The sequence below is a fragment of the Nocardioides turkmenicus genome, from assembly GCF_011045035.1.
Lineage (GTDB): Bacteria > Actinomycetota > Actinomycetes > Propionibacteriales > Nocardioidaceae > Nocardioides > Nocardioides turkmenicus.
Genome location: NZ_JAALAA010000020.1, coordinates 21894 through 35978, shown reverse-complemented (window position 1 = coordinate 35978; position 14085 = coordinate 21894). Strand labels below are relative to the sequence as shown.

Below are 14085 nucleotides of genomic sequence, written 5' to 3'. Positions count from 1 at the left end.
GTGTGACCGCGCCCACGTTATCTGTCACCAGGGTCGCTGCGGGGCCGCGAGGTAGGTTTGGCGCATGCGACTGAGTCGAGTGATCCCGGGTCTCCTGGCCGCCGGCACCGTGGGCGCGGGCGCCGCCTTCGTGATCGGCATGCGCAACAAGTCGCCCTGGCTGCAGGACCGCGTCCGGGCCTTCTCGAAGCGGTTCTCCTCCGAAGCGCTGAAGACCGCCGGCACGCGAGGCGCCACCAACGGCGTCGTCCTCCACGTCGGCCGCGCGAGCGGACGGCAGTACGCCACCCCGATCACGCCGTTCCCGACCCCCGACGGCTTCGTCATCAACCTGCCCTACACCTCGAAGGTCGACTGGGCCCAGAACGTCCTGGCCGCCAACTCGGCCACGATCGTCCACGACGGCATCGAGCACCGCGTCACCGACCCGCGCATCGTCCCCTACGCCGAGGTCGCGCCCCTGCTTCCCAAGGCCGCCGGCGTCTTCCGCGCCGTCTTCGACGTCCAGGAGTTCCTCCGCGTCACCAAGGTCGACTGACCCTCACCGGCTACCGCTGGTGCCGGCGGCGGATGTGCTCCTGGTCCGCCAGGTCGCGCTCCTCCATGGCGATGACGTCGTTGTCCGCACCGTCGACGCTCTCGACCAGCTCATCGAGCTTGAGCAGGATGGCCTTGGTCTGACGGTTGGTCATGTGCTGGATGCTGAAGAGCACCAGCAGGCTGACGATGGAGCCGGTCGCATAGACGAGGCTGTGCCACGCGGTCGGGAAGCCGGTGACCAGGCCGCTGATGAGCAGCGTCGCGACGGCCAGCATGCTGATCCCGCTGGCCCAGGCCGACCCGGCTATCCCGGCGAGCGCGTGCGCAGCGGCTGAGAACTGGTCGCGTACGTAGTGGGGCTTCTCCGGCTCGGGGCGGGTCATTCCGCGCTTTCCCGTTCCTCCAGGCCCACCGCTTGCCGCAGCTCGTCGCGGTCGTCACGCAGCTCGGGATGGTCGCGGGCGAGCCGGTCCATCATGGCGGAGAGCCCTTCGGCGATGGCGTTGAGCTTGTGCTGGACGGCGTCGTCGGCACGCTTCTGGGTGTTCTGCAGGAGAGCCACCAGCAGGAACGTCACGATCGTGGTGACCGTGTTGATGATCAGCTGCCAGGTGTCGATGTCGGGCAGCACGAGCACGGACGGCGCCCAGATCACCACCAGCAGCACGCACAGCACGAAGAACCACGCTCGCGACACGAAGTTGCTCGCCTGGGTGGCGAACCGGTCGAAGACGCCGAGATGGTTCCCGACCTCCGATGGCATCGTCTTCTCGTCGTGCCGGTGCTGCTCTCGCTCACTCGTCGACATAACGACCTCCTAGGCCACCTGTTCAGTACCCCGATTCACGTCTCGTCATGCCCATGACCACAACGGGCCGGGCAGCCTGCTGGCGACCCGGCCCGGGGAGAGGCCTACCTCAGTTGGTGACCGGGAAGGCGAGCAGCGATCCCGGGTGGGTCAGGTCGGTGGTCGGGGCGTCGCCCTCGCCGCGTACGAGGCCGGCGGTGTCGGTGATCGCGTAGACCGTCTTCCCGTCGGGACTGACGATGGTGGCGCGGAACCGGTCCTGGTCGGTGTAGAGCGGCTCGACCGCGACCACGTCGGTCTCGATCGTGTTCAGGGCGAGGCGGTAGATCGTGCCGTCCTTGAGGCTGGTCATGATCACCGAGTTCTCCCAGCCCGGCATCGCCCGGCCGACGGCCGGCTTGTAGTAGGTCAGGCTCGAGGGCGCGATGGTCGGGTAGCAGATGTAGTAGAGACCCGACGCGTCGCACGGGGCGCCGGTGAAGTCGTGGTCCCAGGTGACCGAGGTCCCGAAGGTGTCCAGCGGCTCGTGGAAGCGCTCGGTGAACTCCGACTCCTTCCACGTCGGTACGTCCTCGTGGATCTCGAAGTCCGAGTGCGTCAGCTCGGCGCAGGGCGTGGGCGAGGAGGCGCTCCAGTCGCCGTAGACGTACGCCGACTGGTCGTCCTGGTAGCCGGCGACGTTGGGCCAGCCGTAGTTGCCGCCGGGCCGGAGCACGTTGAGCTCGTCGTCGGTCTTCGGGCCGTGCTCGGCCTCGAGGAGCTTGCCGGAGGCGGTGAAGGCGAAGCCCTGCGGGTTGCGGTGCCCGTAGGTCCAGATGTGGCTGCGTACGCCGTCGATCGTCGGGTTGTCGACCGGGATGGAGCCGTCGCGGTTCAGGCGCAGGGTCTTGCCCTGGTAGGCGAACCAGTCCTTCGCGGCGACCTCGGCCGCGGTGGGCAGGGTCTGGGCCTGGTTCTGACGGCAGGCGAGGGAGTACTGGTTGGTGCCCTGGTCGCCGATCGAGTAGTAGAGCTTCCCGTCGGGACCGATCAGCAGCCGGCCGGCCTGGTGGTCGATGCTGCCCGGAAGCCCGGAGATGATCGTGGTCGGACGGACCAGCTTCTTCGTCGCGTCGTCGTAGCTGTAGCGGACGATCTTGGTGCGCCGGGTCTCACCCGTGGACTCCTCGGCCTGGCCGGAGTCGTAGGTGTAGGAGACGTACGCGTAGCCGCGGCTGTTGCTGGTGACCGACGGCTCCACGGCCAGACCGAGCACTCCGTCCTGGCCGCTGGAGACGGCCTGGGTGGAGAGGTCCAGCAAGGTGCTCTTCGCGCCGGTGGCGGGGTCCACGCTGAGGACCGACCGGCCGCTCTTCTCGGTGAGCCAGAGCTTGCCGTGGGCGCCCCAGGCGAGCGAGTAGGGGTTGTTGAGACCATCGGCGACCACGCTCGGCGCGCCCAGGCCCGCGTCGGCACCGGTCGCCGCGGTGGCGGGGACGGCGGCGACGGTGGTGGCGGTCAAGGCTGCCAGGGCCGCGGTTCCGGCGGCGAGACTCAGGCTTCGTGTGATGCTCATGAGACGTACTTCTCCTCCAGGGGAAGGGGGATCTTGGAAATGGAGAAGCGGCCTCCCCGAGAGAAGTGGCCGGTGCCACGAGGACGCTGGCGCGAACTATGGCGGACCTGAGTTGATCTGGCAACGACCCTGTGCCGGTCCCGACCGGTAGGTTGCGGAGCGTGGGATACGAGCTGAGTGGGCGGCTGGTCGTGGGGATCGCGTCGAGCGCGCTCTTCGACCTGACCGAGTCGGATGCCTACTTCCGCGAGCACGGCGAGGAGGCCTACCGCCGCTACCAGGACGAACGCATCGACGACCCGCTTCGGCCCGGCGTCGCGTTCCCGTTCATCAAGCGGCTGCTGAGCCTCAACGACCTGGCCGACGACGCCGACGACGGTCTCGTCGAGGTCATCGTGGTCTCGCGGAACGACCCCAACACCGGGCTGCGAGTGATGCGCTCGATCGAGCACCACGGCCTGCCGATGACCCGCGCCGTCTTCACCCAGGGCCGCTCGCCCCACCGCTACATCGGTGCGCTCGACATGTCGCTGTTCCTCAGCGGCAATCGGGACGACGTCATCGCGGCCAACCGCGAGGGCTTCCCGGCCGGTCACGTGCTGCCGTCGGCGGCGACGTACGACGACTCCGACCGCTCCGTCGTCGTCGCCTTCGACTTCGACGGCGTGCTCGCCGACGACGGTTCCGAACGTGTCTTCCGCGAGGAGGGCATCGAGAGATACCGGGACTACGAGGCGAGCCGGAAGGCGGAGCCGCTCGAGCCCGGCCCGCTGCAGCCGCTGCTGCGCGACCTCAACCGGATCCAGCAGATCGAGGAGCAGCGCCGCCTGGAGGACCCGAGCTACGAGCCGCGGCTGCGGATCGCGCTGGTCACCGCCCGCGGCGCCCCGGCCCACGAGCGGGCGATCCGGTCGCTGCAGTCCTGGGACGTCTACGTCAACGAGGCCTTCTTCCTGGGAGGCGTGGAGAAGGTACGCGTGCTCCGGGTGCTCCGCCCGCTGATCTTCTTCGACGACCAGACGACCCATCTGGACGAGGCGCTCGAGTCGATCGCCGGCGTCCACATCCCCTACGGGGTGGCCAACTCAGAGGACGTTCCACCTGGTCAATAGCGCCTTCACAGTTCGGCTACAGGACGTTCTCAACTGGGGGACAGGCCCGTCCCTGTGTCACCCTGGGGAGAGTTGTACAGACTCTGTTCATGTAAGAAGTGCGAGGTGTTCACTCGATGACTTCGGCTATGTGTGCCAAGTGCACCGAAGACGAGGAGATCCGGGTTCTCGCGCGTTCGGCGGGGGGCCGCCGGCGGCTGATGTGCTGCAGGTGTGGGTACGCGTGGGAGAGCGGTCGTCCTGGCGGCGTCCGCAACGTCGGGCTGTCAGGCCTGTTCGGAGCGGCCTGAGCCTCCACTGGCGTACGTTTCACAGTGCTGTCGCCTGAGGTTCACCTCGGGCGGACGTGCCGGTGTCGCGGCATGGCTTGGGTAGAGGGTCGAGACCTGTCACGGGTTCCCCTACGAAACTCTGAGGAGTTCCAACCCATGTCCGCAACTCGACGCTCCCTGCTCACCGGAGGAGCCGCGGCCGGGGTCGGCCTGGCCGTCGCCGGTGCCGTTCCCGCTCTTGCCGAGGCGAAGCCCGGGCGACCCGGCGCCCCTGGCCGCAAGCGTGCCCGCGAGCCGTTCCCGCCGCTCGTCGACGACCCCAAGGGGATCCTGGCGCTCGCCGAGGGATTCACGTACGCCATCGTCACCTCCGCCGGCGAGACCACCCTTGAGTCGGGGGAGAAGACGCCGTCCAACCACGATGGGATGATGGTGCTCGGCGGCAAGCGAGGGCGCTACACGCTGATCCAGAACCACGAGATCGAGCCCGGTGAGGGCATCCCGGTCCCGCTCGTCGAGGGCACCGTCTACGACCCGGGTGCGCCCTCGGGCGGCTGCACCGTGATCACCACCGACGCCGGCGGCGCCAACTTCGGCGAGTTCGTCGCCATCTCCGGCACCTCGACCAACTGTGCCGGCGGCCCGACGCCGTGGGGGACCTGGCTGACCTGCGAGGAGACCGTCAACGACGCCGGCGAGGAGTGGGAGGGCGAGGACGGCAGCACCGGCGTCTACGAGAAGGACCACGGCTACGTCTTCGAGGTCTGGGCCGACGGCTCGGCCGACCCGCGTCCGATCAAGGCGTTCGGCCGCTACGACCACGAGGCCCTGGCGATCGACAAGAGCCGCACCCGCGTGTACCTGTCGGAGGACGCCGACGAGCCCAACGGGCTCTTCTACCGCTGGACCGCTCCGGCCGGCGTACGGCTCGGTCCGGGCGTGCTCACCTCGCTGGCCGATGATGCGGGCACGCTCGCCGCGATGCAGATCATCCTTCCCGACGGTTCGGTCCTGCCGGACGTCGCCTACCTGACGTCCGCGCAGATGGGTCAGCCCTTCCCGGTGAGGTGGAAGACGGTCCCCGAGCGTGACGCCCAGGAGACTCCCTGCCGGGAGCAGTTCGCCGACGGCGAGGTCACCCGCGGCCGCAAGTTCGAGGGTGTGTGGGGCACCGACGAGGGCGTCTACGTGGTCAACTCCTACGCGTGGGAGGAGGGTGACATGCCCGCCGACGCGTCGCCGCACGACGGCATGGTCTGGTTCTACGACTACGAGGCGGAGACCATCCAGCTGGTGACGTACTTCCCGCACCAGACGCAGTCCGAGGACGATGCCCCGGCACCGAAGTACGGGGACCTCACCTTCGACGGCCCCGACAACGTCACGGTCACCCCCTGGGGCTCGCTGGTGCTCGCCGAGGACGGCAGCGGCGCCTCGCACGTGCTCGGTGCGTTCCCTGGTGGCCCGGCGTACGCCATCGCACGCAACGACCTGAACGACTCCGAGTTCTGCGGCCCCTGCTTCTCGCCCGACGGCCGGGTGCTCTTCGTCAACATGCAGGACCCCGGCTACACCCTGGCCATCACCGGTCCGTGGGAGCGCTACCTCGGCTGAGGGCTCACGGGGCGGGCGGCTCGGGCCGCCCGTTCCGGCCTCGCTGTCCAGGTCTGACGTGAGGTTGTGAGTCCTGTGAGGCCGTGAGAGGAAGTTGACGGGCTCGCACGCGAGGGTTGGCGGCTGTTGAAACCTGGGCTGGCGATGGTGGGTGATATCTCGCCGACTGCCGCATCTGAGGAGCCCATCATGAGCCGCCGCCACTGGATCGACGACTGGCGTCCCGAGGACGCCACCTTCTGGGAGGAGACCGGGGCGAAGACCGCCCGCCGCAACCTGATCTGGTCGATCTTCGCCGAGCACCTCGGCTTCTCGGTCTGGCTGATCTGGTCGGTCTCCTCGGCCTTCCTGGTCGCCCAGGGCTTCGACTTCACCCCCAGCCAGCTCTTCTTCCTGATCGCGATCCCGAACCTCGTCGGGTCGCTGCTGCGGGTGCCCTACACCCTCGCGGTGCCGAAGTTCGGCGGCCGCAACTGGACGATGATGTCGGCCGCGCTGCTGCTCGTGCCGACACTCGGCTTCGCGTACGCCGTAACCCAGCCGTCCACCCCCTACTGGGCCTTCTGCCTGATCGCCGCCACCGCCGGCCTCGGCGGCGGCAACTTCGCCTCGTCGATGGCCAACATCAACTTCTTCTACCCCGCCTCGAAGAAGGGGGCTGCGCTCGGTCTCAACGCCGCCGGCGGAAACCTCGGCGTCGCGCTCATCCAGTTCCTGCTGCCGGTCATCGTCGGCGGTGCGGGCATCTTCGGCCTGGTCAAGGCGTCCGAGGGCGGCATCCATCTGGAGCGGGCCGCGTTCGTGTACGCCGCCCTGGCCGTGATCGCGATCCTCGCCGCCTTCTTCTTCATGGACAACATCACCTCCGCGAAGTCGTCCGCGCGTGAGCAGCTCTCGATCGTGAAGTCCAAGCAGACCTGGATCATGTCGTTCCTCTACATCGGCACCTTCGGCTCCTTCATCGGCTACTCCGCCGCGATGCCGCTGCTGATCAAGCTCAACTTCTGGGTGCCCGAGCCGGCGCCGCTCGGCACCGGCATCTACTTCGCCTACTTCGCGTTCCTCGGCGCGCTCGTCGGCTCCGCGACCCGGCCGTTCGGCGGCTGGCTCGCCGACCGCTGGGGCGGCGCGAAGGTCACCCTCGGCGCCTTCACCGGCATGGTCGTGTTCACCCTCGGTGTGCTGTGGACGCTGATGCAGCTCACCCCGAACCCGTCCGCCGACCCGACCATCGCAACCCAGAACCAGTCGTGGTTCCCGGTCTTCCTGGGCTTCTTCATGCTCGTCTTCGCCTCGACCGGCATCGGCAACGGGTCGACGTACAAGATGATCCCGGCGATCTTCCGCCGCGAGGCCGAGCTCGCCACCACGCCGGGTACGGTCGAGCGGGAGGCCGCGCTGGTCGGTGCGACCAAGAAGTCCTCCGCCGCGGTCGGCATCATCGGCGCCGTCGGCGCGGTCGGCGGCTTCCTCATCCCGATCGCCTTCAACAGCCCATGGGTCGACAACCCCCTCGATGCCACCAAGTCGGCCTTCATCGCGTTCACGGTCTTCTACGCCATCTGCGCCCTGGTCACCTTCACCGTCTACCTGCGTCCGCAGGGCGAGCGGGTGCGCGAGCTCGCCGACGTACGGATCTGAGCGCCGCGCCCGCTGTAACACGTCGTTCGTAGGACTTCTCGCCCGTTCAGACAGGGCGGGTAGTCCTACGAACGACGTGTTACAGCGGGGCCAGCCGCCCTCAGGCCAGCCCGATCGCCGCCTCCGCCGCGGCCAGGACTGGAGCGGTCACCTCCCGGCACCGTGCGGCTCCCGCGGCATAGACCTCCGTCACGTACGCCCGGTCGGCGGCGAGCTCGCGGTAGCGCTTCTGGATCGGCTCGAGCTCGCTGACGACGGCGTCGGTGACCGCCGACTTCAGCGCGCCGTAGCCCGAGAGCCCGGCCGCAGACCCGCCGCAGGCCTCGAGGATGTCGATCAGGTTGGTCACCCCCGGCCGCTCCGGATCCCGGGAGACGTCCCCGGCCGAGTCGGTGACCGCGCGAGCCACCTTGCGACGTACGACGTCGGCATCGTCGAGCAGGAAGATCGAGCCGGGGTGCGTGTCGCCGGCCGACTTCGACATCTTGCGCGTCGGCTCGGCCAGATCCATGATCCGGGCTCCGGCAGCAGGATGCACGGCCTGGGGAACCGTGAAGACCTTGCCGTACGTCGTGTTGAACCGGATCGCGATGTCGCGGGCGAGCTCGACGTGCTGCCGCTGGTCGTCGCCGACCGGCACTTCAGCCGCACCGTAGAGCAGGATGTCGGCCGCCATGAGCACCGGATAGGTGAACAGCGAGGCGCGTACCGACGCCCCGACGCGGCGTGACTTCTCCTTGAACTGGATCATCCGCCCCAGCTCGCCGGTGTGCGCCACGCACTCGAGCAGATAGCTGAGCGACCGGTGCGCAGGGACGTGGGACTGGATGAACAAGGTGGCCGGTTCGAGCCCGGAGGCCATCAGGAGGAGAGCCATCTCCTCCGTCCGCGTACGCAGCACCGACGGTTCGTGCGGCAGCGTCAGCGCGTGCAGGTCGGAGAGCCCGTAGAAGGCCGAGGAGCCGGCCGTTGCCCCCATCGGCCGCAGCGCGCCGAGCAGGTTGCCGAGGGTGAGCCGGCCGGAGGGTGTGATGAGGGAGAGTCGCTTGGTCATGGTGAACCTTTCGTGTGAAGAAGGCCCACGGGTCAGCGACGTTCACAAACGAAGGAGGCCGCCCGCAGGCGGCCTGATGTGAGTGCTCAACAATCGGATGGACCGCCTAGGAGGCGGGCCACCACTGAGTGGAACGAATGCTGAACACCTCTCCAGTGTCTCACACCTCACGGCTACCGTGTGGCCCATGACGACGACCACAGGGCCGAACACCTGCCAGGGCCACTCGACGGTCGTCTTCGACGAGAGCCTGGCCGACTACGACTTCGGCCCGACCCATCCGATGGCGCCGATCCGGGTGGACCTGACGATGCGACTGGCCGACGAGCTCGGGGTGCTCGACCACCTGAAGGTCGTCGAGGCGCCGATGGGCACCCCGGAGCAGCTGCTCACCGTCCACGACGAGAGCTACATCGAGGCGGTCATCAGGGCCGGCCGGAGCGGCGACCCGGACCTCGTCCACGGGCTCGGCACCGAGGACGATCCGGTCTTCCCGCACATCCACGACGCCAGCGCCCACATCGTCGGCGCGAGCATCGAGGCCTGCCGCCAGGTCTATTCCGGCGAGAGCCTCCACAGCGCCAACATCATGGGCGGCCTCCACCACGCGATGCGTGGCCGCGCCGCCGGCTTCTGCATCTACAACGACGTAGCCGCCGGCATCCAGTGGCTCCTCGACCAGGGCGTGAAGAAGGTCGCCTACGTCGACGTGGACGTGCACCACGGCGACGGGGTCGAGCGGGCCTTCTGGAACGACCCGCGGGTACTGACGATCTCGCTGCACGAGACCGGTCAGCTGCTCTTCCCCGGCACCGGCTTCGCCGAGGAGGTCGGCGGACCGGACGCCGAGGGGAGCGCGGTCAACGTGGCCCTGCCTCCTGGCACCGCCGACCACGGCTGGCTGCGCGCCTTCCACGCCGTCGTACCCGACCTGATCCGCGAGTTCCAGCCGGAGATCCTGGTGACCCAGCAGGGCTGCGACTCACACACCGACGACCCGCTCGCCGACCTGGCCCTGAGCGTGGACGGCCAGCGGGCGGCGTACGCCGCCCTCCACGAGCTCGCCCACGAGGTGTGTGCGGGCAAGTGGGTCGCGTTCGGCGGCGGCGGTTATGCCGTGGTCGACGTCGTGCCACGCGCGTGGACCCATCTTCTTGCGCTAGTCTCGGGTAATCCCTTGGAGCCGACGCTCGATGTGCCAGGAGGCTGGCGCGAACACGTGCAGACGCGACTCGGGAGGGTCGCGCCGTTGCGCATGACGGACGGACGTGAGCCGGCCTACCGCGACTGGGGAAGCGGATACGACCCCGGCACGTGGCTGGACCGGCAGGTCCATGCGACTCGCACAGCGGTGTTCCCGCTGCACGGGCTCGACCCGATGCCGTAGCTCGGGTGCCACGTCTCGACACGGGGTCGAGGAAGCATGCTTCGCCGTGCCCAAAAGCAACTCGACACGCCGGTGGTATGTGAGATTCTCAAGGGTGTCCCCTTCCCCATCAGTCACATCAGGCCCTATTCTCACTTTGGGATCGCGTTTTTGGACCAGCGGTGGGGAAGCCGCTGGCGTCGCGATCACTCGAGAGAGAACGGTGGAAGCAGATGGTTACTCCTTCTGGAGACATCTCTGACAGCAAGTTCCTGACCGTTGCTGAGGTTGCGTCGATGATGCGCGTGTCCAAGATGACGGTCTACCGGTTGGTTCACTCGGGCGAGCTGCCTGCGGTGCGAGTCGGTCGTTCCTTCCGGGTTCGGGAGGACGACGCGAACGAATACCTCAAGAGCTCGTTCTACAACGCGGGCTAGTTGTCGGACCCCGCGCCCGAGCAAGACGGGCGCGGGGGCAACACCTGTCTCACCGGGTCACCGATTCTCTCTGCGTCCGCTGGCTTGGTTAGTCTTACCCCCTAGGTCTGTTTGCCGCGCGCTGCGGTGAGTGGCCGCGTCGGCACCGGGCCGGCATTCTCTGCAACGATCGTGAAGGGTTCCCCGTGGGTTCTGTCATCAAGAAGCGTCGCAAGCGCATGGCGAAGAAGAAGCACCGCAAGCTGCTCAAGAAGACTCGCGTCCAGCGCCGCAAGCTCGGCAAGTGACGTACGTGGCGTAGGTGGCGGAACGCACCGGGCCCGGTCGGGTCCTCCTGGTCACCGGGGTCTCGCGTGACCTCGGGCGCCGTTTTGCGCGCGCTGCCGCCTGCCACCCCAACGTCGAGCGGGTGATCGGCGTCGATGTCGCACCGCCTCGCGGCGACATCGGCAAGGTCGGATTCGTCCGAGCCGACATCCGCAACCCGGTGATCGCCAAGGTGATCGCCAAGGAGGAGGTCGACACCGTCGTCCACCTCAGCGTCATCGCGACCCCCGGCAACACCGGGGGTCGATCGACGATGAAGGAGCTCAACGTCATCGGGACGATGCAGCTCCTCGCGGCGTGCCAGACCGCGCCGTCCCTGCGCCAGGTCGTGGTGAAGTCGACGACCCAGGTCTACGGGGCGAGCAGCCGCGACCCGGCGATGTTCACCGAGTCGATGGAGCCGCGGCGCACCCCGTCCTCCGGTTACGCCCGCGACGTGGCCGACATCGAGTCCTACGTACGCGGCTTCGCCCGGCGTCGTCCGGACGTCGCGGTCACGGTGCTGCGCTGTGCCAACGTCCTCGGACCGAGGGTGGTGAGCCCGATCGCGTCCCACTTCCGGCGCACGGTCGTGCCGAACGTGCTCGGCTTCGACCCGCGCCTGCAGTTCCTCCACGAGCAGGACCTCTACGGCGTCCTCGAGCATGCCGTACGCACCGGGGTGCCCGGCACCTTCAACGTCGCCGGCGACGGCGTGCTGACCCATTCCCAGGTGGCCCGACGGCTGCAGCGGATGACCGTGCCGATCCCCGAGCCCCTGTTCGGCCTGGCGAGGTTCGGCGGCGGCGAATACCCCGCCGAGCTGCGGGCGCTGCTGACCTACGGGCGAGGTGTCGACACCTCGCGGATGCGCTCCCTGCTGGGCTTCGAACCTCGCTACACCACCGAGGAGACGGTCGTAGACTTTGCGGAGAGCGTGATGCCGTCCGCCAACCGTGCCGACCGCGCGCTGGCAGCCCTGGAGAGCCGACTGACAGGAGCGTCCGGTGACTGAGTCCGCCGCCCACGGTTTCCCCGGCACCACCACCCGCGAGCGCCATCCGCTGCGGGCGATCCCGGCGACCGACTGGGCCGCGGCCCTGGAGAGTGCCGCCAAGGAGGTCTTCGGGGCCGAGTGGGAGGAGCAGCTCGCTCGGTTCATCGTGTTTCTGCGCCGCCGGATCTCGGGCGAATACTCCGTCGACGAATACGGCTTCGATCGTGAGCTCACCCAGCGCTTCCTGCTCGCCGTGTTGCGGCCCATCAAGGAGAAGTGGTTCCGGGTGGAGGTGCGCGGCATCGAGAACATCCCGACCGACGGTGGCGCCCTGATCGTCTCCAACCACTCCGGCACCATTCCGATGGACGGCCTGATGACCATGGTCTCGATCCACGACGCGCTCGGGCGAGACCTGCGCCCGCTCGGCGCCGACCTGGTCTTCCGGTTGCCGATCGTCGGCAACATCGCCCGCAAGGCGGGCGCGACGCTGGCCTGCAGCGAGGACGCCGAGCGGATGCTCCGCAACGGCGAGCTCGTCGGGGTCTGGCCCGAGGGGTTCAAGGGCATCGGCAAGCCCTACAGCGAGCGCTACAAGCTGCAGCGCTTCGGCCGCGGCGGCTTCGTGTCGTCGGCGCTGCGCACCGGCGTCCCGATCGTCCCGCTCTCCGTCGTCGGTGCCGAGGAGATCTACCCGTTGGTCGGCAACGTCCCGGCCCTCGCCAAGGTCCTCGGCGTGCCCTACCTGCCGATCACGCCGTTCTTCCCGCTCCTCGGGCCGCTGGGTCTCATCCCGCTCCCGTCGAAGTGGCTCATCGAGTTCGGCGAGCCGATCCGCACCGATGCGTACGACGCCTCGGAGGCCGACGACCCGATGCTGGTCTTCAACGTCACCGACCAGGTGCGCGAGACCATCCAGCAGACCCTCTACCGCCTGCTCGGCGAGCGCGCCTCCGTCTTCGGCTGACACGCCTGCCGAGGCGTCACCCGCGTCGGCCGAGACGTCAGCAGCGCTGGCCGAGATGGCACAGACGTGCCCACTCGGCCAGCGCTCGTGACGCTTCGGCGATTACGGGGTGAGGAGACCGGTGGCGCCGGCGAGCACGTCGCCGACCAGACCGGTGACACCGGTGACCAGGCCGGTGACGGGGTCCGTCACGGTGCCGGGGTCGGTCTCGGGCTCCTCGGTCGGGCCACCGTCGGAGGGCGTGGGAGTGGGCAGGATGCTGCCGTCCTCCGCAGGCTCCTCGGTGGCGGGCTTCTCCGGCTTGTCGCCCTTCTCGCCCTTGGGGTCGGTCACCGAGCCGGGACCGATCTTGTCGGGATCGATGGACGGCAGGTCGAGCGCGTTCTCGTCGGGGCTGATCGGCGGCAGCGCCTCCGCCTCGACGACGGTGTCGGCGGGAAGCAGCCCGTCGATCTCGGAGGTGAGGCTGGAGACCAGCGTCGCGGGCAGCTCGGTGATGCCGCCCTCGCAGGTGGGGCAGAGCTGAGCGGCGGCCTGGTCGATCAGCACGAGCGTCTGGGCGGCGTCGGAGACGGCTGGCTCGGCCCGCTCCGGCACGTTCGGGCTCAGCTCGGCCAGCTCCTCGACGCCATCGGCCGCGAACGTACGCAGCTGGGCGAGCGACTCGTTGTCCTGGGACTTCTCGAAGTCGCTGATGAGCAGATCGGAGCCGTGGGCAGCCTGACGCGAGAAGGTCTCGAGCGTCGCGGTGACCTGCTCGGCGTCGGTCATCGGCGCGTCGGCGACCAGGGACTTGGCCTCGCGCAGGCGGGTGCCGGCGTCCTCGAGGATCCGGATGCCGCGGGCCTGGGTGCTGACGGTGAAGCCGGCGGAGACGTTCTCGACGGCACGCTTGACCGGGTAGAGGGAGTCGCCCGGAAGAGCGGTCTGGGACGCGGCCGCGGCTCCCGCGGTGCCGCCGACGATCGCCATCGCAGCGAAGGCGACGGCCAGCTTGCGCTGCCGGCGCGGCTTCCGCACGGGTCCGACGGTGAGCTTGCGCTCGACGGTCTTCTCGGTGCGGGGCGCCGGCACGAGCTCGGTGTCGGCGGCCTCCATGAGGCGCTCACGGAGCGATGCGGTGAACTCGCGACGGGGAACGGCGGAGTCGCTGAGCGTGGAGAGCGACGAAGCGAAGGCTGCCAGATCGTGAAGCTCGTCGGCAGAATGCGAGGAACGCCGATCGGTCGCGGAGTACGCCGCGACCATTCGGTCGAACTCGTCGGCACGCTTTCGCGCCGGGAACGCCGGGCTCATCGGATGGTTCCTACTCGGTATCGGCAGTGAGGGATTCGTCGAAACAGCTGCGCACAAGGCCCAGCCATGTCGGACAACGAGTCGCCCCGGCCGCGGGTTACGGCAACCGGTCGAGCATTC

General features: G+C 68.7%; 14 protein-coding genes. 9 read left to right on the top strand and 5 right to left on the bottom strand.

Features of this window, described 5'->3' with window-relative positions; all coding sequences use genetic code 11:
* The first annotated feature begins 64 nt into the window (after window positions 1–64).
* Window positions 65–538: a PNPOx family protein gene (locus G5C66_RS20525; RefSeq protein ID WP_165112787.1), complete on the top strand. Its 474-nt coding sequence runs from the start codon at window positions 65–67 to the stop codon at window positions 536–538.
* A gap of 10 nt (window positions 539–548) precedes the next feature.
* Here G5C66_RS20525 and G5C66_RS20520 read toward each other — a convergent pair whose 3' ends face one another.
* The 3 genes from G5C66_RS20520 to G5C66_RS20510 form a co-directional block, all read right to left on the bottom strand.
* Window positions 549–923 (bottom strand): low affinity iron permease family protein, encoded by a 375-nt coding sequence (locus G5C66_RS20520; RefSeq protein ID WP_165112786.1) that lies wholly within the window; start codon window positions 921–923, stop codon window positions 549–551.
* Window positions 920–1348, bottom strand: a complete 429-nt coding sequence (locus G5C66_RS20515; protein ID WP_241248716.1) for a low affinity iron permease family protein — start codon at window positions 1346–1348, stop codon at window positions 920–922. Before G5C66_RS20515 ends, G5C66_RS20520 begins: the two co-directional genes overlap by 4 nt.
* Window positions 1349–1457: 109 nt before the next feature.
* Window positions 1458–2903: a glucose/sorbosone family PQQ-dependent dehydrogenase gene (locus G5C66_RS20510; protein ID WP_206444371.1), complete on the bottom strand. Its 1446-nt coding sequence runs from the start codon at window positions 2901–2903 to the stop codon at window positions 1458–1460.
* Window positions 2904–3064: 161 nt separating this feature from the next.
* Here G5C66_RS20510 and G5C66_RS20505 point away from each other — a divergent pair, with 161 nt between their 5' ends.
* From G5C66_RS20505 to G5C66_RS20495, 3 genes are all read left to right on the top strand, one after another.
* Entirely contained in the window at window positions 3065–4015 is a 951-nt protein-coding gene (locus tag G5C66_RS20505; protein ID WP_165112785.1) for a 5'-nucleotidase, read from the top strand.
* Window positions 4016–4443: 428 nt separating this feature from the next.
* Complete coding sequence (locus G5C66_RS20500) at window positions 4444–5901, top strand: alkaline phosphatase PhoX (RefSeq protein ID WP_165112784.1); 1458 nt, start codon at window positions 4444–4446, stop codon at window positions 5899–5901.
* A 189-nt stretch (window positions 5902–6090) separates the two neighbouring features.
* The gene (locus G5C66_RS20495; RefSeq protein ID WP_165112783.1) at window positions 6091–7542 is read left to right on the top strand and encodes an MFS transporter; all 1452 of its coding nucleotides are present in this window, start codon (window positions 6091–6093) and stop codon (window positions 7540–7542) included.
* 100 nt (window positions 7543–7642) lie between these two features.
* Here the strand turns inward: G5C66_RS20495 and trpS are convergent, their stop codons facing one another.
* Window positions 7643–8596 carry a tryptophan--tRNA ligase gene (gene trpS / locus G5C66_RS20490; protein WP_165112782.1) on the bottom strand — a complete coding sequence of 318 codons (954 nt, stop codon included), beginning with the start codon at window positions 8594–8596 and terminating at the stop codon, window positions 7643–7645.
* A gap of 187 nt (window positions 8597–8783) precedes the next feature.
* Here trpS and G5C66_RS20485 point away from each other — a divergent pair, with 187 nt between their 5' ends.
* The 5 genes from G5C66_RS20485 (at window position 8784) to G5C66_RS20465 (ending at window position 12669) form a co-directional block, all read left to right on the top strand.
* Window positions 8784–9983, top strand: coding sequence for an acetoin utilization protein AcuC (locus G5C66_RS20485; protein ID WP_165112781.1), 1200 nt, complete (start codon window positions 8784–8786; stop codon window positions 9981–9983).
* Window positions 9984–10195: 212 nt separating this feature from the next.
* Window positions 10196–10399, top strand: a complete 204-nt coding sequence (locus G5C66_RS20480) for a helix-turn-helix domain-containing protein (RefSeq protein ID WP_008356311.1) — start codon at window positions 10196–10198, stop codon at window positions 10397–10399.
* A gap of 185 nt (window positions 10400–10584) precedes the next feature.
* Entirely contained in the window at window positions 10585–10686 is a 102-nt protein-coding gene (locus G5C66_RS20475) for a 30S ribosomal protein bS22 (protein WP_008356322.1), read from the top strand.
* 14 nt (window positions 10687–10700) lie between these two features.
* Window positions 10701–11720 (top strand): NAD-dependent epimerase/dehydratase family protein, encoded by a 1020-nt coding sequence (locus G5C66_RS20470; protein WP_165112780.1) that lies wholly within the window; start codon window positions 10701–10703, stop codon window positions 11718–11720.
* The gene (locus G5C66_RS20465; protein ID WP_165112779.1) at window positions 11713–12669 is read left to right on the top strand and encodes a 1-acyl-sn-glycerol-3-phosphate acyltransferase; all 957 of its coding nucleotides are present in this window, start codon (window positions 11713–11715) and stop codon (window positions 12667–12669) included. The genes G5C66_RS20470 and G5C66_RS20465 overlap by 8 nt, the downstream gene beginning before the upstream one ends.
* A gap of 102 nt (window positions 12670–12771) precedes the next feature.
* On the opposite strand, the gene G5C66_RS20460 is transcribed toward G5C66_RS20465, so the two are convergent.
* Window positions 12772–13965: a DUF5667 domain-containing protein gene (locus tag G5C66_RS20460; RefSeq protein ID WP_165112778.1), complete on the bottom strand. Its 1194-nt coding sequence runs from the start codon at window positions 13963–13965 to the stop codon at window positions 12772–12774.
* Window positions 13966–14085: the final 120 nt, after the last annotated feature.